Consider the following 19,689-nt stretch of genomic DNA (forward strand, 5'->3'; position numbering starts at 1 on the left):
CGGGGCGCCGGCCTGCACGAATCGCCAGTAGAATCACGACACGTGACTTCTGCGCCAGCCAAGCCCCGCATCCCCAACGTCCTCGCCGGACGGTACGCCTCCGCCGAGCTCGCCACGCTCTGGTCGCCCGAGCAGAAGGTGAGGCTGGAGCGGCAGCTCTGGCTGGCCGTGCTGCGGGCCCAGAAGGACCTGGGGATCGAGGTGCCGGACGCGGCGCTCACCGACTACGAGCGGGTGCTGGACCAGGTCGACCTGGCCTCGATCGCCGAGCGCGAGAAGGTCACCCGGCATGACGTGAAGGCGCGGATCGAGGAGTTCAACGACCTCGCCGGGCACGAGCACGTGCACAAGGGCATGACGTCCCGCGACCTCACCGAGAACGTCGAGCAACTGCAGATCCGGCTCTCTTTGGAGCTGATGCGCGACCGCACGGTGGCCGTGCTGGCGCGGCTCGGGAAGCTGGCGGGCGAGTACGGCGAACTGGTGATGGCCGGCCGCTCGCACAATGTGGCGGCGCAGGCCACCACCCTCGGCAAGCGCTTCGCGACCGCGGCCGACGAACTGCTCGTGGCGTACGGCCGGGTCGAGGAGCTGCTCGGCCGCTACCCGCTGCGCGGCATCAAGGGCCCGGTGGGTACGGCGCAGGACATGCTGGACCTGCTGGGCGGGGACGCGTCGAAGCTGGCGGAGCTGGAGAACCGGATCGCCGGTCACCTGGGCTTCTCTCAGGCGTTCACCTCGGTCGGCCAGGTCTACCCGCGCTCGCTGGACTACGAGGTCGTGACCGCGCTGGTGCAGCTGGCGGGCGCGCCGTCGTCGCTGGCCAAGACGATCCGGCTGATGGCCGGGCACGAGCTGGTGACCGAGGGCTTCAAGCCCGGCCAGGTCGGTTCGTCCGCCATGCCGCACAAGATGAACACCCGCTCCTGCGAGCGCGTCAACGGCCTCATGGTGATCCTGCGCGGTTACGCCTCGATGACCGGTGAGCTGGCCGGCGATCAGTGGAACGAGGGCGACGTGTCGTGCTCGGTGGTGCGCCGGGTCGCGCTGCCGGACGCCTTCTTCGCGCTGGACGGGCTGCTGGAGACGTTCCTGACGGTGCTCGACGAGTTCGGTGCGTTCCCGGCGGTCGTGGCGCGGGAGCTGGACCGCTACCTGCCGTTCCTCGCCACGACCAAGGTGCTGATGGGTGCGGTGCGCGCGGGCGTGGGCCGCGAGCTCGCGCACGAGGCCATCAAGGAGAACGCCGTCGCCTCGGCCCTCGCGATGCGCGAGCGGGGCGCCGAGCGCAACGAGCTGCTCGACAAGCTGGCGGCGGACGAGCGCATCCCGCTGGACCGGACGCAGCTCGACGCGCTGATGGCCGACAAGCTGTCCTTCACGGGCGCCGCCGCCGACCAGGTCGCCGCGATCGTCGGCCGGATCGAGGAGATCGTGAAGCAGCGCCCCGAGGCCGCGGGCTACGCGCCGGGGGCGATCCTCTGACGCGGTTCACCGCCGCGGAGCTGGAGGCCGCCCGCGACCGTCTCGTACCGGACGTCGTCGCGGACGGTCTCCGTGTGCTGTTCTGCGGCATCAATCCGGGACTGATGACGGCCGCGACGGGCCATCACTTCGCCCGTCCCGGCAACCGCTTCTGGCCGGTGCTGCATCTGTCCGGCTTCACACCACGGCTCATGAAGCCCTCCGAGCAGGGCCAGTTGCCGGCGTACGGGCTCGGGATCACGAACGTGGTGGCGCGGGCGACCGCCCGTGCCGACGAACTGACCGCCGAGGAGTACGCGGAGGGCGGACGCCTGCTCACCGCCAAGGTCGAGCGGCTGCGGCCACGCTGGCTGGCCGTGGTGGGGGTGACCGCGTACCGGGCGGCGTTCCATGACCGCAAGGCCTCGATCGGTCCGCAGGAGCGGCGGATCGGCGGCACGCGTGTGTGGGTGCTGCCCAATCCCAGTGGGCTGAACGCGCACTGGACGGCGGCGACGATGGCGCAGGAGTTCGGGCGGTTGCGGGAGGCGGCGCTCGACAGGTCCTAGCGGGCCCTCGCTGGGTTGTCCGGGGCTACGGTTGGGCCGTCTCCGTCACTATGGCCAGGAGCCGTATCTCGTCGTCCTGCTCCCGGTCGGCGACACCGACGGCGACCCAGCGACCGGATCCGTCCGCCTGCCACACGTTCAGCTCGTCGACGACGTGGCTCGCCGTGTTCCAGGGGTCGGGTATCACCTCGCCCCGATCGATGCGCAGTCTGAGGGTGAGCATGCCCCAGGGCAGCTGCTGCCGTCCCCAACGGCTGTTCAGCTGCTCGGAGATGGCCTCCTTGACGTCGTGGAAGTCCTCCGCCGTGCGTATGCGTTCCACCGCGTCGGCCGTGGGCGCCCCGTGGCTCGTCGCTAACTCCGCGATGAAATACCCCGGTCCTGCCATGCCGGCGTCCGACCTGCCGTGCTCCGCCGGGAAGGGGCGGGAGCACAGCTCGTCGATCGCGGCCAGGTACCGCTCGATGTCCATGCGGTCCAGTAAACCTGCCGGGACTGACAGTTGGGGGTGGGGGCTCCCCGCCCCGGAGGTCACGCGTCCCGGCGCCGGATGCTCCACGCTCCCGCCAGCAGCGCCGCCGCCGTCCAGCACGCGGTCACCGCGAGCCCGCTCCAGGGCCCGAGCGCTCCCTCGGACGTCTCGTGGAGAACCATCTGTCCCGCCTTGTCGGGCAGGAAGTCGGCGACGGTGCCCGACATGTCTCCGACCACGAAGGAGACGAGGAGCAGAAACGGGATCAGGATGCCGAGTGTGGCGACTCCGCTGCGCAGCAGGGCCGTGAGGCCGGTGGCGAGCAGGGCCATCAGCGCGAGGTAGACGCCACAGCCGACGGCTCCCCGCAGCCCCTCGGTCCAGGTGAGGCCGTTCGCCTTCTCGCCGAGGGCCGCCGTCCCCACGGCGAGGCTCACGAAGCCCGTGACCAGACCGACGGCCAGAGCCGGTACGCCGACGGCCATCGCCTTGGCCGCGAACCACCGCCCCCGCTGGGGCACGGCCGTCAACGAGACGCGCAGGGCGCCGCCCTGGAACTCGGACGAGACGGCCGTCGCGCCGAAGGCGACCGCCGCGACCTGCCCGAAGCTGACGCCGAAGAACGCCGAGAACAGCGCGTCGAAGCCGGTGCCGCCCGCGTCGAGTGCGGCGAGCGCGGAGAAGGCCGCGGTGGCGAGGACGATCGCTCCGAGGGCCCACAGCATCGACCGCAGGGTACGGATCTTGATCCACTCGGCGTGGAGTACGGGTGCGAACGCCATGGTCAGGCCTCCTGGGGCTGAGCGGGGGTCGTGGTGAACTCGGCTTCCGGGGCCGTCAGGTCGAGGTAGGCCTGCTCCAACGTGCCCTCTTCCGCCGAGAGTTCGAGGAGGGGCAGTCCGGCACCCGAGGCGAGGCGGCCGATGTCCTCCACGCGCGCGTGGTGAACGGTCCACCGCCCCTCGTCGTCCTCGCTCACTTCGTAACCGTGCCGCGCGAGGAGCTCCCGCAGTGCCGGGCCGTCCGTGGTGCGCACCCGGACGCGCGGCTCCACGCGCGCCTGGATGAAGTCCCGCATGGGGGTGTCGGCGAGCAGCCGCCCACGGCCGAGGACGACCAGGTGGTCGGCGAAGGACGCGGTCTCGTTCATGAGGTGACTGGAGACCAGGACGGTGCGGCCCTCGCGGGCGAGACGGCGCAGCAGTTCGCGGATCCAGATGATGCCTTCGGGGTCCAGACCGTTGGACGGCTCGTCGAGCAGCACCACGGGCGGGTCACCGAGCAGGGCGGCCGCGATGCCCAGGCGCTGGCGCATCCCCAGGGAGTACGTCTTCACCCGGTGCCGCGCGACCGAGGCCAGTCCGGCCTCCTCCAGGACCTCGTCGACACGGCGGGCCCCGATGCGGTTGCTGACCGCGAGCGCCCGCAGGTGGTCGCGTGCGCTGCGTGAACCGTGCGGCGCCTGGGCGTCGAGCAGGGCGCCCACGTGGCGCAGGGGTTCGTCGAGGGTGGCGTAGGCGCGGCCGCCGACCCTGGCGGTGCCGGACGTCGGGCGGTCCAGGCCGAGGACGAGGCGCAGGGTGGTGGACTTCCCGGCGCCGTTCGGGCCGAGGAAGCCGGTGACCCGGCCGGGAAGCACGCGGAAGGTGAGGTGGTCCACGGCGCGCTTGCTGCCGTACTCCTTGGTGAGGTCCTGTACGTCGATGCTGGTCATGGCGGACAGCCTGGCCGTGGCGGCGGGGCCGGGGCCTCCCCCGCGCGCGGAGGTCGTCTCCCCCGCTCGGGGGAGGTCCGTTGTCAGTGGTGGCTGACACGATGACCGAATGGCCCGCTTCCTGCGCCCGCTGTTCCGGGGGACGACATACACGCGCTGGTTGCACCTGTGGGTGCCCATGCTGTTCGAGAGCGTGTGGCTGTTCATCGACATGTCGAAGCCCTGGGTGCCCGCGCTGGTGCTGATTCCGGTCGGGTTGATCCCGGCCGTGCGGCACGGCGAAGGTGTGCAGGCGCACTTGCTGCTGGTGCCGGGCAAGCGGGACTCGCGGATCTCCACCGTGCCGTCGGCGACATGGCGGGACCGGCTGCGTACGGTGCTGTGGCTGGAAGTGCGGATGGCGCTGGGCGCGGTGGCCATGGGCAGCACCGTCTGGGGGCCGGTGCTCTGCTTCGACCTGATGGGGGCGGCGTTCGGGCGCGTGCCGTACGACGACCCCCTTCTCGACATCACGCAGCCGCACTGGGCGTACGCCCTCCTGGCGCCGCTTCCCCTCCTCGCGCTGTACGGCCTCGTGGTCGGCCTCGGTGAGCTGGTCACCGTCATCGCGCGCCGTCTCCTGGGCCCCTCCCCCGCCGAGCGGCTCGCCGCCCTGGAGGAGCGCACCGAGCAGCTGCTGGAGCGCAACCGCATCGCCCGGGAACTGCACGACTCCATCGGGCACGCGCTGACGGTGGCGGTGGTGCAGGCGGGCGCGGCGCGGGCCGCGGGCGACCCGGAGTTCACCGACCGGGCCCTGGGCGCCATCGAGGACACCGGCCGGGCCGCGCTGGAGGACCTGGAGCGGGTCCTCGGCATTCTGCGCGAGGCGGACCGCCCGGTGAGCAGCCGCCCGACCCTGACCGAGGCCGACCGGCTGCTGGAGTCGGCGCGGGCCTCCGGCGCCAAGGTGGACGCCGAGCTCTCCGGTCCCCTGGAGACCGTGCCCGGCCCGGTCTCCCGCGAGGGTTACCGCATCCTCCAGGAATCGCTGACCAATGTGCTGCGGCACGCGGGCGGCGTACCGGTCCGGGTGCGCGTCGCGGTCGCGGACGGCTCCCTCGGCCTGGAGGTCCGCAATCCGCTGACGGCGGAGATACCCGGGCCGGGGCGGGGCAGCGGGCTGCGGGGAATACGGGAGCGTGCCGCGCTGCTCGGCGGCCGGGCGCACACGGGCCCGGACCGGGGCGACTGGCAGGTGCGGGTCGAGCTGCCGCTGCGCTGACCGGTGGCGGCCGCAGCGGCCCTTCCAGGCCGGAAACCGACCCCCGTACCGTACTGCCGACCGCCGTACCACACTGTTGATCTAGTCTGACCGGATGCCGGTCACCGTCCTGCTCGTCGACGACGAGCCCCTCGTCCGGGCGGGGCTGCGCGCCGTCCTGGAGGCACAGCCCGACATCGAGGTCGTCGGGGAGGCGGCCGACGGTGCCGCGGTGATCCCCTTGGTGCGGCAGCTGCGGCCGGACGTCGTGGCCATGGACGTCCGTATGCCGCTGCTGGACGGTATCGAGGCCACGCGTGCGGTGCTGCGGACCGTGCCGGAGCCGCCGAAGATCCTCGTGGTGACGACGTTCGAGAACGACGAGTACGTGTACGAGGCGCTGCGGGCGGGCGCCGACGGATTCCTGCTGAAGCGGGCCCGGCCGGCGGAGATCGTGCACGCGGTGCGACTGGTGGCGGAGGGGGAGTCGCTGCTGTTCCCGGCGTCGGTGCGGCAGTTGGCCGCCGAGTACGGGGACGACGGCGGGAACCGGGAGGCGCGGGCGGCCATGGAGCGGGCCGCGCTGACGGGGCGGGAGGCGGAGGTGCTGCGGCTGATGGCCCGCGGGCTGTCGAACGCGGAGATCGCCCGGCGGCTGGTCGTCGGCACGGAGACGGTGAAATCGCATGTGAGCTCCGTCCTCGCGAAGCTCGGCGCGCGGGACCGTACGCAGGCCGTGATCGCGGCGTACGAGTCGGGGTTCGTGGCTCCGGGCTGACGGGTGCGCCGGTGGTACGGGACGGGTCCGGGGCCGGTGGGGGCCCGCCCGCCGGTCCGGGCCGGTGAGGCCCTCGCCGCTGTCGGCCAGGGCGAGTAGCATCCGCCCAACACGCGCACGAGCTGGGAGGACGGACGTTGGGGCGGCTGACCGGCGGGGATCCTTCGCTGCTGCGCAGGATCAATTCAGCGGTGGTGCTGCACGCGCTGCGCGCCACGGACCACGCGACGCTGACCGAGATCACCCGGGTGACCGGTCTGTCCCGGCCGACGGTCGAGGGCGTGGTCGAGGGGCTGGTCGAGACGGGACTCGTCGTGGAGCGGGCGGCCGAGGAGGGCGCCGCACGGCGGCAGGGGCGGCCCGCGCGGCGGTTCCGGTTCCGGGCGGAGGCCGGTCATCTGCTGGGCCTGGACATCGGCGCCCACCGAGTGACGGCGCTCGTCGCGGATCTGGACGGGCGGGTGCTGGGCACGCTGTCCAAGGACGTCGACGAGAAGGCGTCGGCGGACGAACGGCTGGAGCGGCTGCGCGCGACGGTCGCGGAACTGCTGCGTCGCGTGGGTGTCTCCCGCGGCTCGCTGCGCGCGGTCGGCGTGGGCAGTCCCGGGGTCGTAGAGGCCGACGGCACGGTGCGGCTGGGCACGGCCCTTCCGGAGTGGACGGGGCTGAAGCTGGGCGAGCGGCTGAGCCGTTCGTTCAAGTGCCCGGTGCTGGTCGAGAACGACGCCAACGCGGCGGCGGTCGCGGAGCACTGGAAGGGCGCGGGCACCGACACCGACGACATGGTGTTCGTGCTGGCGGGCCTCAGTCCCGGCGCCGGTTCACTGATCGGCGGGCGGCTGCACCGGGGGTACGGGGGCGCGGCCGGGGAGATCGGCGCGCTGCATCTGCTGGGCCGCGGGGCCAGGCCGGAGGCGTTGCTGTCGACCACCGACGAGCCCCTGCATCCCCTGGACGAGCAGGCGGTGGCCGACGTGTTCGCGCACGCGCGTGAGGGCGACGAGCGGGCCCGCGCGGCCGTCGACCGCTTCGTCGACCGGCTCGTCCACGACGTGGCGGCGCTCGTGCTGGCACTCGACCCCGAGGTGGTCGTCATCGGCGGCTGGGCGGCCGGTCTCGACGGGGTGCTCGACCCGCTGCGCGGCGAACTGGCGCGCTGCTGCCTGCGCCCGCCCAGGGTGACGCTCTCCAAGCTGGGAGGGGCGGCCGTCGCGACCGGAGCGCTGCGGCTGGCGCTGGACCATGTGGAGGAGGAGCTGTTCGCGGTGGAGAGCACGGTGACGGCGCGGCGCTGAGCGGCATCGGGCCTCGCTGAGCCTCGCGCCATCGGGCACGAACATCGCGCCCCGGGCATCCCGGGGCGCGACTGGGGCGGATTCCCGGAGGGTTCAGGAGGCGTGGCGCTCCGGACCGTGGTGGATCTCGACGCCGTCGTGGTCACCGAACGTCAGCCGGCAGGTGTCGGCGCGGTAGGTGGCCACGGACACCGCCGCGGTGCGCCCCTCGGCGAAGAAGCGGGTCGTGACGACGAGGACCGGGGCGCCGGGCAGCCGGTCGAGCTCCTTGGCGTCCTCCGCGCTGGCCGAGCCCAGCTCCACCGCACGGTCCCGGCCCTCCAGCTCCAGGTGCTGGAGCTCGCGCAGCACGGCACGCGCGCGGGCCGCACCGGAGGGGGTGTCTATGGCGGGGAGGCCGGGCACGGAGGACGCCGGGACGTACAGCAGTTCGGCGGCGACGGGCTGGCCTCGGCTCACCCGGGAGCGGCGCACCGTGTGCACCTGCTCGCCGTGGACGGACTCCAGGATGTGGGCCACCGCCGGGGGCGGAGTCGCCACCGTGCAGTCGGCGGGCTGCCAGGCGTCGCCGGGCGCGCCCGGCCAGGACTGCTCCCCGGTTCCGACGGCCACACCCATGCGCGGCGGGGCGACAGTGGTGCCGACGCCGCGACGGCGCTGGAGCCGGCCCTCCAGTTCGAGCTGCTCCAGTGCCTGGCGGAGCGTGGCGCGGGCCACGCCGAAGCGCGCCGCGAGGTCACGCTCGTTGGGCAGGATCTCGCCCACCGAGAACTCGGAGTCCAGTGCCTCACTGAGCACGGTCTTGAGATGCCGGTACTTCGGCTCCGGCGCCGTTTCGAGCTGCGTGGTCCCCACCCTGTCCTCCGCGTTTCGCCGTGGCCGGCGGCGTTTTAGCGCCCTTGTTTATTAAAGGTTGTTGCACTTTCTCTGCGACCATAAGGCGGCCCCCACCCTTGGTCAAGACCAATCCCGGGGAGTGCGGCGGCTGGTGGGGCGGCGGCTAGGGCCTGTCGCGCGACGGCCGGTGGTCGACCGGCAGCGACAGCAGCTTCCGCGGGTTGCGCAGGATGTAGACGCACTGGACGCGGCCGTCCACGACGTCGAGTTGCAGCACGTTGTCGACCTTGTCGCCGGAGAGGGTGACCAGCGCGGGGCCGCCGTTGATCTCCATGAAGCGGAACGCCGCGTCCGGTACACCCTTCCGGGCCACGCCGTGCAGGAACCGCCCCACCTTGTCGGCCGACTCCAGCACGCGCACGGGCGCCTGCGCGAGGCCGCCGCTGTCGCCCACCAGGCGTACGTCGGGGGCCAGCAGCGCCATGAGGTCCTCCAGGTCGCCCCCGGCCGCGGCGGCGAGGAACTTCTCCGTCATCTCGCGGCGTTCGGCGGGGTCCACCTCGTAGCGCGGCCGCCGCTCGTCCACGTGCTTGCGGGCCCGCCCGGCGAGCTGGCGCACGGCGGGCTCGTTGCGGTCGAGGACGGCCGCGATGTCGGCGTACGGGTAGCCGAAGGCCTCGCGGAGGACGAACACCGCGCGCTCCAGCGGCGACAGGGATTCCAGGACGACGAGGACGGCCAGCGAGACGGAGTCGGCGAGCACGGCCCGCTCGGCGGCGTCCGGAACCGTGTCCGCGAAGTCCGTGACGTACGGCTCGGGCAGCCAGGGGCCGACGTACGCCTCGTTGCGCGACCTCACGTGGCGCAGCCGGTCGATGGCGAGCCGGGTGGTGATCCGGACGAGGTAGCCGCGTGGTGCGCGCACGTCGGAAGGGTCGGTTCCGGACCAGCGCAGCCACGTCTCCTGGACCACGTCCTCCGCGTCGGCCACCCGCCCGAGCATGCGGTAGGCGACACCCATCAGGACGGGACGGTGCTCTTCGAAGACCTCGGTCGCGGTGTCGGTGGTCACGCCCTCCATCCCAGCCGACGGGTGCCGCCCTGTCCAGGCGACACCCGTCGGCCGCTCCGGCCTGCCGGACCGGACGTGGCGCGGTCGGGCGCCCGGGATCCCAGGGCGACCCCGGCACCGACCAGCGCGCTGCCGAGTGCCTGCGCGAGGCCGAACGAGCCCGTGCCGACGAGTGGGGCGGTGCAGGCGGCGGCCACGGGGATGAGGCCGGAGAACAGCGTGGCGCGCTCCGCGCCGAGGCGCTGCATGCCCATGTACCAGCAGACGAAGCCGATGACGGTGACGACCACCGCCTGCCACAGCAGCGCGGCCGTCTCGGTCGGGTCCGGCGTGCGCAGCCAGGCGGTGCCCTCCGTGAGGATCCCGGCCACCGCCGACTCGATGGCGGCGATCCCGCACACCGTGGCCGACAGCAGCCGTGGGCCGAGCGGGCGCAGCACCGGCACGGCGAGCACCGCGAAGCCGACCTCCCCCGCCAGCGCGCCCACGGAGAAGGCGATTCCGGCGCCGTCGGTACGGCCCCACCCCTGGACCGTGAACGCGCCCGCCGCGACGAGTGACGCGCCGTACAGGACGAGCCGTTGCGGACGGCGTCCCTCCATGAGGGGGACGACCACGGCGACGACCACGGGGGCACAGCCCACGAAGACGCCGGGTACGGCGGGTTCGGCGGTGCGCTCGGCCGCGATCACCGCGAGGTTGAACCCGACCATGCCGACGGCCGCGAGCAGCGCCAGCCGCGCCCACTGACGCGGGGCCAGCCGCCGCAGGGGTGCCGAGCCGCCGCGGCCGACCAGCGGGAGGAGCAGCAGACAGGCGAGGCCGTAGCGGAGGAACTGACCGCCCGCGTACGGGTAGTCACCGAGGACGCTGTTGGCGGTGAAGGAGGCGCCGACAAGGACGCAGGCGACGGCGGTGAGGAGGGTTCCGCGGGTGGTCGTGGCGTTCATGGCGGTGACGCTACGAAGGCGGGCGGTCCGGTTTAAGGTCCACTTCCATGACGTCATCGGGGACCAATCCGGATGGTCGGCGAGGCCGGCAAGGTCCGCCGCCGGGTTCCGCTCGCTGGGCCGCCGCCTGGGAACTGCTTCTGCCGACCGCCTCCGCGCCGTCACGCGCGCGTGGGCGCACGTTGCAGGCGGCGCTGCGCGAGGCGGTCCGTACGGGACGGCTCGCGCCGGGCACACGGCTGCCGTCCAGCCGTGAACTGGCCGCCGATCTCGGCGTGTCACGGGGACTGGTGACGGAGGCGTACGAGCAACTGGCCGCCGAGGGGTACCTGAGGAGCGGCCGGGGCGCGGGCACCTGGGTGGGCGATGCCGTACGGTCCGCGCGCCCCCGGGCGCGTGACCTCGCCCCACGCCCTCCCGGTGCCCGCGCCGACTTCCTCCCCGGGACACCTGACCTGTCGCTGTTCCCGCGTGCCGCGTGGGCGGCGGCACAGCGCGGAGTGCTCGCCGAACTCCCCCACCACACGCTGGGCTACCCGGATCCGCGCGGGCTGCCCCAGCTGCGTACCGCACTCGCGGAACTCCTCGCACGACGCCGGGGCGTGGTCGCGGACCCGGAACGGATCGTGGTGGTCTCGGGCGTGGCCCAGGCGGCGGCCCTGCTGGGTTTCATGCTCCACGCGCGCGGGGTACGCACCGTCGGCGTCGAGGACCCCGGGAGCCCCCAGCACAACGCGCTGTACGCCTCGGCGGGCATTGGCGCCGTACCGCTGCCCCTGGACGCGGAGGGACTGGCCATGGGCCCGCTGCGGGAAGCGGGCGTACGGGTCGTCGTGACCACCCCCTCCCACCAGTTCCCGTCCGGTATCGCGTACTCGGCGCGCCGGCGGGCCGAACTCCTCGACTGGGCACGCTCGATGGACGGTCTGGTCGTCGAGGACGACTACGACGGGGACTTCCGCTACGACCGGGCCCCTGTGGGCGCGCTTCAAGGCCTCGACCCCGAGCGGGTCGCGTACACCGGGTCCGTCAGCAAGTCCCTCGCCCCGGGGTTGCGGCTCGGCTGGCTGCTCGTCCCTCAGGCACTGGCGGAGGAGGTGGTGGAGCGGAAGCGGACCATGGACCTCGGCCATCCGACGCTCGACCAGGCGGTGTTCGCCCGCTTCGTCGAGCGGGGCGACTACGACCGGCAGCTGCGGCGCTGCCAGCGCGCGTACCGGGAGCGGCGCGACGCGCTCGTAGCCGCCCTGGAGGAACACCTTCCCGGCACGGAGGTGTCCGGGATCGCGGCGGGGCTGCATGTCATCGCCACGCTGCCCGACGCGTACGGGCCGCAGGCCCGGTTCATGAGACGGGTGACGGCGGCCGGGGTCTCGGTGCGTCCGCTCGCGGACCATGGACGGGTTCCGGACGACCGGGTGCGGTTGGTGCTGGGGTACGCGCATCTGCCGCCGGGGCGGATTCGTGAGGGTGTGCGACTGATGGCACGGGCCGTTCCGTGAGGGCACGGGCTGGACACCGCCCCGCCCGCGTCCGTCCCGTGCCTCACGGACGGAGCGGCCCGTGAACAGCCTCCCGAGAGCGCGACGCGCCCGGAGTCGCACGCCGGTTCCCTTCTTCCCGCGGTCGGTTGTTCACTTGTGGTTTCCGTGTGAGCCGTGGTGCACCAGTAGTTGTGGCCTTGCCCATTGGCCGGATCCGTCCCTGGAGGCCCCTTCATGTCACACCGTTCGCCGAGCCCCCTGCCCGGCCGCCGCAGCGTGCTGCGCGGCTCCCTCGCCGCGTCCGCGGCCCTGGCCGTGCCCGCCACCCTCGGCGCGGCACCGGCGTTCACCCTGTCGGGGCGGCCGCAGGCCGGATGGGGCGTACAGACCGGGGACGTGACCACCGATTCGGGCCTGGTGTGGGTGCGTTCCGACCGGCCGGCCCGGATGATCGTCGAGACGTCCGCGACCGAGTCCTTCCGTAACCCGGTCCGGTGGCACGGCCCCCTGCTGGGCGCCGGCACGGACTTCACCGGGACGACCCGCCTGCGCGGTCTGCCGTCGGGCGAGCAGATCCACTACCGCGTCCTGCTGGCCGACCCGGACGACCCCCGCCGCACCGGCGAGCCGGTCACCGGCACGTTCCGTACGGCACCGGTGAAGCGCCGTGACGGAGTGCGCTTCGTGTGGTCGGGCGACCTGGCGGGCCAGGGCTGGGGCATCAACCCGGACCTGGGCGGCTACCGCATCTTCGACGCGATGGGCGCGCTGGACCCCGACTTCTTCCTCTGCAGCGGCGACACCATCTACGCCGACGGGCCGATCGCGGCGACCGCGGCGCTTCCCGACGGCAGCGTGTGGCGGAACATCACCACCGAGGAGAAGTCCAAGGTCGCCGAGTCACTCGCGGAGTTCCGCGGCAACTTCCGCTACAACCTGCTGGACGAGAACCTCAGGAACTTCAACGCCCGGGTGCCGTCGATCATCCAGTGGGACGACCACGAGGTGCGCAACAACTGGTACCCGGGCCAGGTGATCCTGGACTCCGACACCCGCTACACCGAGAAGAGCGTCGACGTGCTGGTGGGGCGCGCACGGCAGGCGTTCAGCGAGTACTTCCCGATCTCCACGCTGCGCCCGGGCGAGCGGGACGGCCGGGTCCACCGGGTGCTGCACCAGGGCCCGCTGCTGGACGTGTTCGTGCTGGACATGCGCACGTACCGCAACGCCAACTCGCCGGACGACCAGACCACCGACCCGCAGGGCATCCTGGGCGACGAGCAGCTTCAGTGGCTGAAGCGCGAGCTGTCCCGGTCGCGTGCGGTGTGGAAGGTGATCGCCGCCGACATGCCGCTCGGCCTGGTCGTCCCCGACGCGACCGAGGGCAAGCAGCACATCGAGGCCGTGGCGCAGGGCGACCCGGGCGCTCCGCTGGGCCGTGAGCTGCAGATCGCGGAGCTGCTGCGGTTCATCAAGCACCGCAGGATCACGGGCACGGTATGGCTGACCGCCGATGTGCACCACACCTCGGCCCAGCACTACCAGCCGTCGCGGGCCGCGTTCACCGACTTCGAGCCGTTCTGGGAGTTCGTCTCCGGCCCGCTGAACGCGGGTGCGTTCCCGGCGAGCGCCCTCGACAACACCTTCGGACCGGAGCGGGTGTTCGTGAAGGCGCCGACCGCCTCGAACGTCTCACCGGCCGGCGGTTACCAGTTCTTCGGCGAGGTCGACATCGACGGTGACAGCGGGGAGCTGACGGTACGGCTGCGCGAGCAGGACGGGACCGTACTGTTCACGAAGGTCCTCCAGCCGGGACGCGTCGGACAGTAGCCCAACCAAAGAGCTGCAAAAGGTGCGGAACGTCACTTAACCGATCAGTCACAGAGAGTTCGTGATCACGCAACACCCTACCGGCACAGTGGTTGCATGACTCCTGAGATGCCTGATGTGAAGCGGGCGCGAGACGGTCGCCCCGTACACCACTGGCGGCGAGACGCGGTGGAACTCGCCGCGCTGTTCACGGCCGTGGCGGTCGCCGACGCCGTGGCGAACCTGATCGGGCACGGGCCCGACGGCCCGGCGCTGCTGCTGGTCTCGGCGTTAGTGCTCCTCGCCACGGCCGGCTTCCACACCTGGTGGTCACGCCGCCACGGGCACGCGCCGCCGGCGGACGATACCGGCGCCCGGCCGCTCGCCGAGGAGCAGCAGGCCGGGCCGTCCGGGGCCGAAGGCGCGTCGGCGCTGTGGCGGATGAGGACGACGGTGAGGGACGAGCCCGGTTCGCTGGCCGCGCTGTGCAGTGCGCTGGCCGGTCACCGGGTGGACATCCTCAGCCTGCAGACGCATCCGCTGGCCGAGGGCACGGTGGACGAGTTCCTGCTGCGCGCACCCGAGGACCTGGCCGCGTCCGAGATCACCCGTGCGGTCGCGCGGGCGGGCGGCGCAGACACGTGGATCGAGCGGGCCGACGCCCACGACCTCGTCGACGCGCCCACCCGGGTGCTGGGCCTGGCCACGCGGACGGCGCTGGACTCGGCGGAACTCCCGCTCGGCCTACGGCAGTTGCTCGGCCGGTGCACCATCCGCTCGCTTCCCTCCCCCGACGCGGAGCTGCCCCAGGAAGGGGTTCTGGAGGACACGGTGATGCGGCTGCGGGCGCCGGAGGGCGGGGTGATCACGGTGGAGCGGCCGTATCTGCCGTTCACGCCGACGGAGTTCGCGCGGGCGCGAGCCCTGGTGGAGCTGGACGCCCGGCTGGGTCCGCGGATCCCGCGCGGCGAGGACGTGCTGAAGCCGGCGGACGGCAGCGACATCACGGTACGGCGCGCCGACGCGGACGACCTCGACGCGGCGAAGGCGATGCACGCGCGGTGCTCGGCGCGCACGCTGGGCCTGCGCTACCACGGCCCGGTGGGCGACGCCGACCGCTACCTGGGCCACCTCCTCAGCCCCCGCTTCGGCCGCACCCTGGCCGTGCAGACGGCCTCGGGGAAGATCGTCGGCCTCGGCCACCTGCTGTGGGACGGCGACGAGACGGAGGTCGCGCTGCTGGTCGAGGACGCGTGGCAGCGGCGCGGCATCGGCAGGGAACTGCTGGGCCGTCTGGTGACGATGGCGGCCGAGGCGGGCTGCGCGCACGTGTACGCCGTCACGCAGTCCGCCAACACCGGCATGGTCGCCGCGATGCGCGGCCTGGGGCTCCCCCTCGACTACCGGATCGAGGAGGGCACCCTGGTCGTCACCGCCCGCCTGGACGCGACACCGGTGGCCTCCCGCCTGCCGTACGAGCGGGCCCGGGAGCGCTGACGCTCCCCCGGGAGCGCCGGTCCGTGCCCAACGCCCCGTCGAGGTCGTCCCACAGGTCCTCGACGTCCTCCAGGCCCACCGACATACGGAGCAGACGGTCGCTCACCCCGGCCCCGTGCCGGTCCGGCTCCGCGACGATGCGGTGGCTGATGGACGCGGGATGCTGGATCAGCGTGTCGACGCTGCCGAGGCTCACGGCCGGCGTGACGAGGCGGACACCGGCGATGACCTCGTGGGGGTCGCCGTGGACCTCGAAGGCGACCATGGCGCCGCCGATGCGCGGATAGTGGACGCGGGCGACGCGCGGGTCCGCGGCGAGGCGCCAGGCGAGTTCCGCGGCGGTCGCCGAGGCCGCGCGGACCCGTACCGGCAGGGTCGCGAGGCCACGCAGCAGCAGGTACCCGGCGAGCGGGTGGAGGACGCCGCCGGTGGCGAAGCGGACCTGGCGCAGCCGCCCGGCGAACTCCTCGTCGCAGGCCACGACCCCTGCCATGACGTCCCCATGGCCGCCGAGGTACTTGGTGGCGCTGTGCAGGACGAGCCGGGCGCCGTGTTCCACCGGGCGTTGCAGCACGGGCGTGGCGAAGGTGTTGTCCGCGAGGAGCGGCACCGAGCCGCAGGCGTGGGCGATGGCCCGGAGGTCGAGTTCGGCGAGGGTCGGGTTGGCCGGGGACTCGACGAGCACCAGCCCGGTGTCGGGGCGCAGCGCGTCCTCGATGCCGGCCGGGTCGACCCAGGTGACCTCCGAGCCGAGCAGTCCCGCGCTCAGCAGATGGTCGCTGCACCCGTACAGCGGGCGTACGGCGACGACATGGCGCAGCCCTGTCGAGGCACGCGCGAGGAGCACCGCGCTCAGCGCGGCCATGCCGCTGGCGAACGCGACGGCGCTCTCGGTGCCTTCGAGCCGGGCGAGGGCCGTCTCGAAGCGGGCGACCGTCGGGTTGCCGAGCCGCCCGTAGAGCGGTGTCCCCTCCGGCAGTGCGCCGTCGGCGGCGAAGGCGTCGATACGGGCGGCCTCACCACGGCTGTCGTACGAGGGATAGGTCGTCGACAGGTCGATCGGCGGGGCGTGCAGGCCCTGGCGCGCGAGGTCGTCGCGGCCCGCGTGCACGGCTTCGGTGGCCAGCGCCCGCGGTGTGGGGCGTGCGCGGTCGTACGCGTGCGTGCTCGATGGGTTCATGGGCGCCAGGGTGAACATCGAGCGGGCAGTTGGGGGCGAGTCCCGTGCTACGTTCGGCCCATGGCTGAATCCGTCGCACTGGATCCGGTGGATCTCCACCTTCTGCGGTTGTTGCAGAACGACGCCCGGACGACCTACCGCGATCTCGCGGCGCAGGTCGGGGTGGCGCCGTCGACCTGCCTGGACCGGGTGACGCGGCTGCGCCGTTGCGGCGTGATCCTCGGTCATCGGCTGCGGCTCGATCCGGCCAAGCTCGGGCGCGGACTGGAGGCGCTGCTGTCCGTGCAGGTCAGGCCGCATCGACGGGATCTGGTGGGGCCGTTCGTGGAGCGCATCCGGGCACTTGAGGAGTCACGGACGGTCTTTCATCTGACCGGCCCTGACGACTATCTCGTGCATGTCGCGGTCGCGGACATGGCGGATCTGCAGCGGCTGGTCCTCGACGAGTTCACCTCGCGGCGGGAAGTGGCGCGGGTGGAGACCCGGTTGATCTTCCAGCAGTGGGACTGCGGGCCGCTGCTGCCACCGCGCGCCGACCGGGGCACGCCCTGAGCGGAATCCGGCCGTCCGGCGGCGCGGGCCCCGTTTACCGGGCTGACGCCGCCCCCGCCCCCGTACCAGGATGGCCCGTATGTCTGACACCAAGAGCCCGCTGCCCCGTGAGGTCGCCGACGCCTATGTCGACGAGCTCGTCGCCCTCGACCCGGTGACCGGTACGTACCTCGGCGTGAAGGAGAGTTCGAGCAGACTGCCCGACACGTCGCCCGCAGGCCAGGAGGCCGAGGCGGAGCTGATGCGGGCGACGCTCGCCCGGCTCGACGAGGCGGAGCGGCAGCCGGGCGCGGACCGTGACATCGAGCGCCGCTGCGCGCGCCTGCTGCGCGAGCGACTCACCGCGCAACTCGCCGTGCACGAGGCCGGGGAGGGCCTGCGGGCGGTCGGCAACATGTCGACACCGGCCCACCATGTGCGCGAGATCTTCACCGTGACCCCCGCCGACACGGACGAGGACTGGGCGGCGATCGCCGAGCGGCTGCGCGCGGTGCCGGCCGCGCTGGCGGGCTACCGCGAGTCCCTCGCGCTCGGCCTGGAGCGCAAGCTGTACGCGGCTCCACGCCCCACCGCCACGTTCATCGAGCAGCTCACCGAGTGGGCGGACACGGACGGTTCGGGCCGTGGCTGGTTCGAGGACTTCGCGTCGGCGGGCCCCGACGCGCTGCGCGCCGAACTGGACGAGGCGGCCCGCGCGGCGACCGGGGCCGTCGTCGAACTGCGGGACTGGATGCGCGACGCGTACGCGCCCGCCGTCGAGGGCGCGCCGAACGTGGTGGGCCGCGAGCGGTACGCACGCTGGTCGCGCTACTTCAACGGCACGGACCTGGACCTGGACGAGGCGTACGCGTACGGCTGGTCGGAGTTCCACCGTCTGCTCGCCGAGATGGAACAGGAGGCGGAGAAGATCCTCCCGGGCGCGAAGACGCCGTGGGAGGCGCTGGCGCACCTCGACGAGCACGGCCGGCACATCGAGGGCGTCGACGAGGTCCGGGAGTGGCTGCAGGGCCTGATGGACCGGGCGGTCGAGGCGCTGGACGGCACGCACTTCGACCTCGCCGAGCGGGTACGGAAGGTGGAGTCCCGCATCGCCCCGCCGGGCGGCGCCGCGGCCCCGTACTACATGGCACCGTCCGAGGACTTCTCCCGTCCGGGCAGCACCTGGCTGCCCACCATGGGGCTGACCCGTTTCCCGGTGTACGACCTGGTGTCGACCTGGTACCACGAGGGCGTCCCCGGCCACCACCTCCAGCTCGCGCAGTGGGTGCACGTGAAGGACGACCTGTCCCGCTACCAGGCCACCGTCGGTGGCGTCAGCGCGAACGTGGAGGGCTGGGCGCTGTACGCGGAGCGGCTCATGGACGAGCTGGGCTTCCTGGCGGACGCGGAGGAGCGGCTCGGCTATCTCGACGCGCAGATGATGCGTGCGCTGCGTGTCATCGTCGACATCGGCATGCACGCGGAGCTGGAGATCCCCGCCGGCTCCCCCTTCCATCCGGGCGAGCGCTGGACACCCGAGCTGGCGGAGGAGTTCTACGGCGCCCACTGCAGCCGCCCGGCGGACTACGTGGCGAGCGAGCTGACCCGCTACCTCACCATCCCCGGCCAGGCCATCGGCTACAAACTCGGCGAGCGCGCCTGGCTGCTGGGCCGCGAGAACGCGCGGCGGCGCCACGGCGCCGCCTTCGACCTCAAGGCCTGGCACATGGCGGCCCTGTCCCAGGGTGCCCTGGGCCTGGACGACCTGGTGGACGAGCTGTCGCGGCTCTGACGGTGCGGTGGGCGCGCACGGATGCCGGGTTCCCGCGGCGTCCGTCACGCGCCCACGCGTCCCGTCTAGGGCCCTTCTGATGGATCTCCGCGGAGATCCATCAGAAGGGCCCTAGCGGCGGAACCCGCCCTCCGAGTCGATGACCTGCCCGGTGATCCACGCGGCCTCGTCCGTGGCGAGCCAGGAGATGAGGCGGGCGGGGTCGTCGGGCATGCCCCAGCGGCCGGCCGGGAACATCGCGGCGATGGCCGCGTGGTCGTCGCCGGTCATGTAGTCCGTGTCCACGGGGCCGGGGTTGACGGTGTTCACGGTGACGGCGAGGTCGGCGAGGGTGGTCGACAGGGAGCGGGTGATCGAGGCGAGGGCGCCCTTCTGGAGGGCGTACGCGATCTCGCCGGGCATGCCGCTCGCGATGTCCTGCCCGGAGGTCATCATCATCACGCGCCCGCCCGGGGTGCGCGGCGGGAGGGCGGCCCGGAGCCGGGCGTACGCCTGGACGAGGAGGAGTACCGAGCGGGTGTCGATCGCCCAGTGGGCGTCGAGCATCGCGGAGTCGATGGTGTCGAGCGTGCCGTCCGAGCCGGACAGGGCGTGGTTGGCGACGAGGATGTCGAGGCGTCCGCCGAGCGCGTCCGTGGCCCGTGAGACCAGTTCGGCGGGCACGGCCGGGTCGGACAGGTCGCCCGGCCCGTCCACCACCCGTGCGTCCGGGTCGCCGAGCGCCGCGCGCACACCGGCGGCCACCGCTTCCGGATGGTCGGCGCCCCAGGGCATGGCCGTGTCGTGCGGCACATGGTGGTGCAGGTACACGCTCGCCCCGTACGCGGCGAGACGGCGGGCCACGGCGTAACCGATGCCGCCGCGTCTGCTCGCCCCGGTGACGAGGGCCGTGCGACCGCGCAGGGGCAGGGGGTCGCGGCGTAGTTCTTCCGGTGTGGGGTGTGGGAGTTGAGGCATCGGTGACCATGATGCGGGGCGGGCTCGTGTGGTGCACGCGCATTT

18 protein-coding genes are annotated in these 19,689 nt (G+C 72.9%); 10 read left to right on the forward strand and 8 right to left on the reverse strand.

Going from position 1 to position 19,689, the window contains the following annotated elements; genetic code table 11:
- The first annotated feature begins 42 nt into the window (after positions 1-42).
- The gene (purB, locus tag IE262_RS04475) at positions 43-1,485 is read left to right on the forward strand and encodes an adenylosuccinate lyase (protein WP_189871377.1); all 1,443 of its coding nucleotides are present in this window, start codon (positions 43-45) and stop codon (positions 1,483-1,485) included.
- Entirely contained in the window at positions 1,482-2,033 is a 552-nt protein-coding gene (gene mug / locus IE262_RS04480) for a G/U mismatch-specific DNA glycosylase (RefSeq protein ID WP_134031680.1), read from the forward strand. Before purB ends, mug begins: the two co-directional genes overlap by 4 nt.
- Positions 2,034-2,058: 25 nt before the next feature.
- Here the strand turns inward: mug and IE262_RS04485 are convergent, their stop codons facing one another.
- The 3 genes from IE262_RS04485 to IE262_RS04495 are packed head-to-tail and all read right to left on the reverse strand — an operon-like array spanning position 2,059 to position 4,219.
- Positions 2,059-2,505 carry a hypothetical protein gene (locus IE262_RS04485; RefSeq protein WP_189871379.1) on the reverse strand — a complete coding sequence of 149 codons (447 nt, stop codon included), beginning with the start codon at positions 2,503-2,505 and terminating at the stop codon, positions 2,059-2,061.
- Positions 2,506-2,564: 59 nt separating this feature from the next.
- Positions 2,565-3,287 carry an ABC transporter permease gene (locus IE262_RS04490; RefSeq protein WP_189871381.1) on the reverse strand — a complete coding sequence of 241 codons (723 nt, stop codon included), beginning with the start codon at positions 3,285-3,287 and terminating at the stop codon, positions 2,565-2,567.
- 2 nt (positions 3,288-3,289) lie between these two features.
- Entirely contained in the window at positions 3,290-4,219 is a 930-nt protein-coding gene (locus IE262_RS04495) for an ABC transporter ATP-binding protein (RefSeq protein WP_189871383.1), read from the reverse strand.
- 109 nt (positions 4,220-4,328) lie between these two features.
- Here IE262_RS04495 and IE262_RS04500 point away from each other — a divergent pair, with 109 nt between their 5' ends.
- The 3 genes from IE262_RS04500 (at position 4,329) to IE262_RS04510 (ending at position 7,535) form a co-directional block, all read left to right on the forward strand.
- On the forward strand, positions 4,329-5,483 hold the full coding sequence (locus IE262_RS04500) for a sensor histidine kinase (RefSeq protein ID WP_134031247.1): 1,155 nt from the start codon (positions 4,329-4,331) through the stop codon (positions 5,481-5,483).
- A 94-nt stretch (positions 5,484-5,577) separates the two neighbouring features.
- The gene (locus IE262_RS04505; protein WP_131563765.1) at positions 5,578-6,240 is read left to right on the forward strand and encodes a response regulator transcription factor; all 663 of its coding nucleotides are present in this window, start codon (positions 5,578-5,580) and stop codon (positions 6,238-6,240) included.
- A 137-nt stretch (positions 6,241-6,377) separates the two neighbouring features.
- Positions 6,378-7,535, forward strand: a complete 1,158-nt coding sequence (locus tag IE262_RS04510) for an ROK family transcriptional regulator (RefSeq protein WP_134031249.1) — start codon at positions 6,378-6,380, stop codon at positions 7,533-7,535.
- Positions 7,536-7,628: 93 nt separating this feature from the next.
- Here IE262_RS04510 and IE262_RS04515 read toward each other — a convergent pair whose 3' ends face one another.
- The 3 genes from IE262_RS04515 to IE262_RS04525 form a co-directional block, all read right to left on the reverse strand.
- Entirely contained in the window at positions 7,629-8,390 is a 762-nt protein-coding gene (locus IE262_RS04515) for a GntR family transcriptional regulator (RefSeq protein ID WP_134031252.1), read from the reverse strand.
- Between the two features lie 145 nt (positions 8,391-8,535).
- Positions 8,536-9,444 carry an RNA polymerase sigma-70 factor gene (locus IE262_RS04520; RefSeq protein ID WP_189871385.1) on the reverse strand — a complete coding sequence of 303 codons (909 nt, stop codon included), beginning with the start codon at positions 9,442-9,444 and terminating at the stop codon, positions 8,536-8,538.
- A complete protein-coding gene (locus IE262_RS04525; protein WP_189871386.1) occupies positions 9,441-10,394 on the reverse strand; it encodes a DMT family transporter in 954 nt (317 codons plus the stop codon). The genes IE262_RS04520 and IE262_RS04525 overlap by 4 nt, the downstream gene beginning before the upstream one ends.
- A 47-nt stretch (positions 10,395-10,441) precedes the next feature.
- Between IE262_RS04525 and pdxR the strand changes: the two genes are divergently transcribed.
- The 3 genes from pdxR to IE262_RS04540 all read left to right on the forward strand — a co-directional run bounded on the left by pdxR (position 10,442) and on the right by IE262_RS04540 (position 15,184).
- On the forward strand, positions 10,442-11,896 hold the full coding sequence (gene pdxR, locus IE262_RS04530; protein ID WP_189871388.1) for a MocR-like pyridoxine biosynthesis transcription factor PdxR: 1,455 nt from the start codon (positions 10,442-10,444) through the stop codon (positions 11,894-11,896).
- A 216-nt stretch (positions 11,897-12,112) separates the two neighbouring features.
- Positions 12,113-13,708, forward strand: coding sequence for an alkaline phosphatase D family protein (locus tag IE262_RS04535; RefSeq protein WP_134031264.1), 1,596 nt, complete (start codon positions 12,113-12,115; stop codon positions 13,706-13,708).
- A gap of 96 nt (positions 13,709-13,804) precedes the next feature.
- A complete protein-coding gene (locus tag IE262_RS04540) occupies positions 13,805-15,184 on the forward strand; it encodes a GNAT family N-acetyltransferase (RefSeq protein ID WP_189871390.1) in 1,380 nt (459 codons plus the stop codon).
- Here the strand turns inward: IE262_RS04540 and IE262_RS04545 are convergent.
- Positions 15,117-16,364 carry a trans-sulfuration enzyme family protein gene (locus IE262_RS04545; protein WP_189871392.1) on the reverse strand — a complete coding sequence of 416 codons (1,248 nt, stop codon included), beginning with the start codon at positions 16,362-16,364 and terminating at the stop codon, positions 15,117-15,119. The two genes, IE262_RS04540 and IE262_RS04545, sit on opposite strands and share 68 nt — an antisense overlap.
- 60 nt (positions 16,365-16,424) lie before the next feature.
- Between IE262_RS04545 and IE262_RS04550 the strand changes: the two genes are divergently transcribed.
- Positions 16,425-16,916 (forward strand): Lrp/AsnC family transcriptional regulator, encoded by a 492-nt coding sequence (locus IE262_RS04550; protein ID WP_189871393.1) that lies wholly within the window; start codon positions 16,425-16,427, stop codon positions 16,914-16,916.
- A gap of 79 nt (positions 16,917-16,995) precedes the next feature.
- Entirely contained in the window at positions 16,996-18,687 is a 1,692-nt protein-coding gene (locus IE262_RS04555; protein WP_189871395.1) for a DUF885 domain-containing protein, read from the forward strand.
- A gap of 111 nt (positions 18,688-18,798) precedes the next feature.
- On the opposite strand, the gene IE262_RS04560 is transcribed toward IE262_RS04555, so the two are convergent.
- Entirely contained in the window at positions 18,799-19,644 is an 846-nt protein-coding gene (locus tag IE262_RS04560) for an SDR family oxidoreductase (RefSeq protein ID WP_134031279.1), read from the reverse strand.
- Between the last annotated feature and the right edge of the window lie 45 nt (positions 19,645-19,689).

This window comes from Streptomyces bluensis (assembly GCF_014650715.1).
Lineage (GTDB): Bacteria > Actinomycetota > Actinomycetes > Streptomycetales > Streptomycetaceae > Streptomyces > Streptomyces bluensis.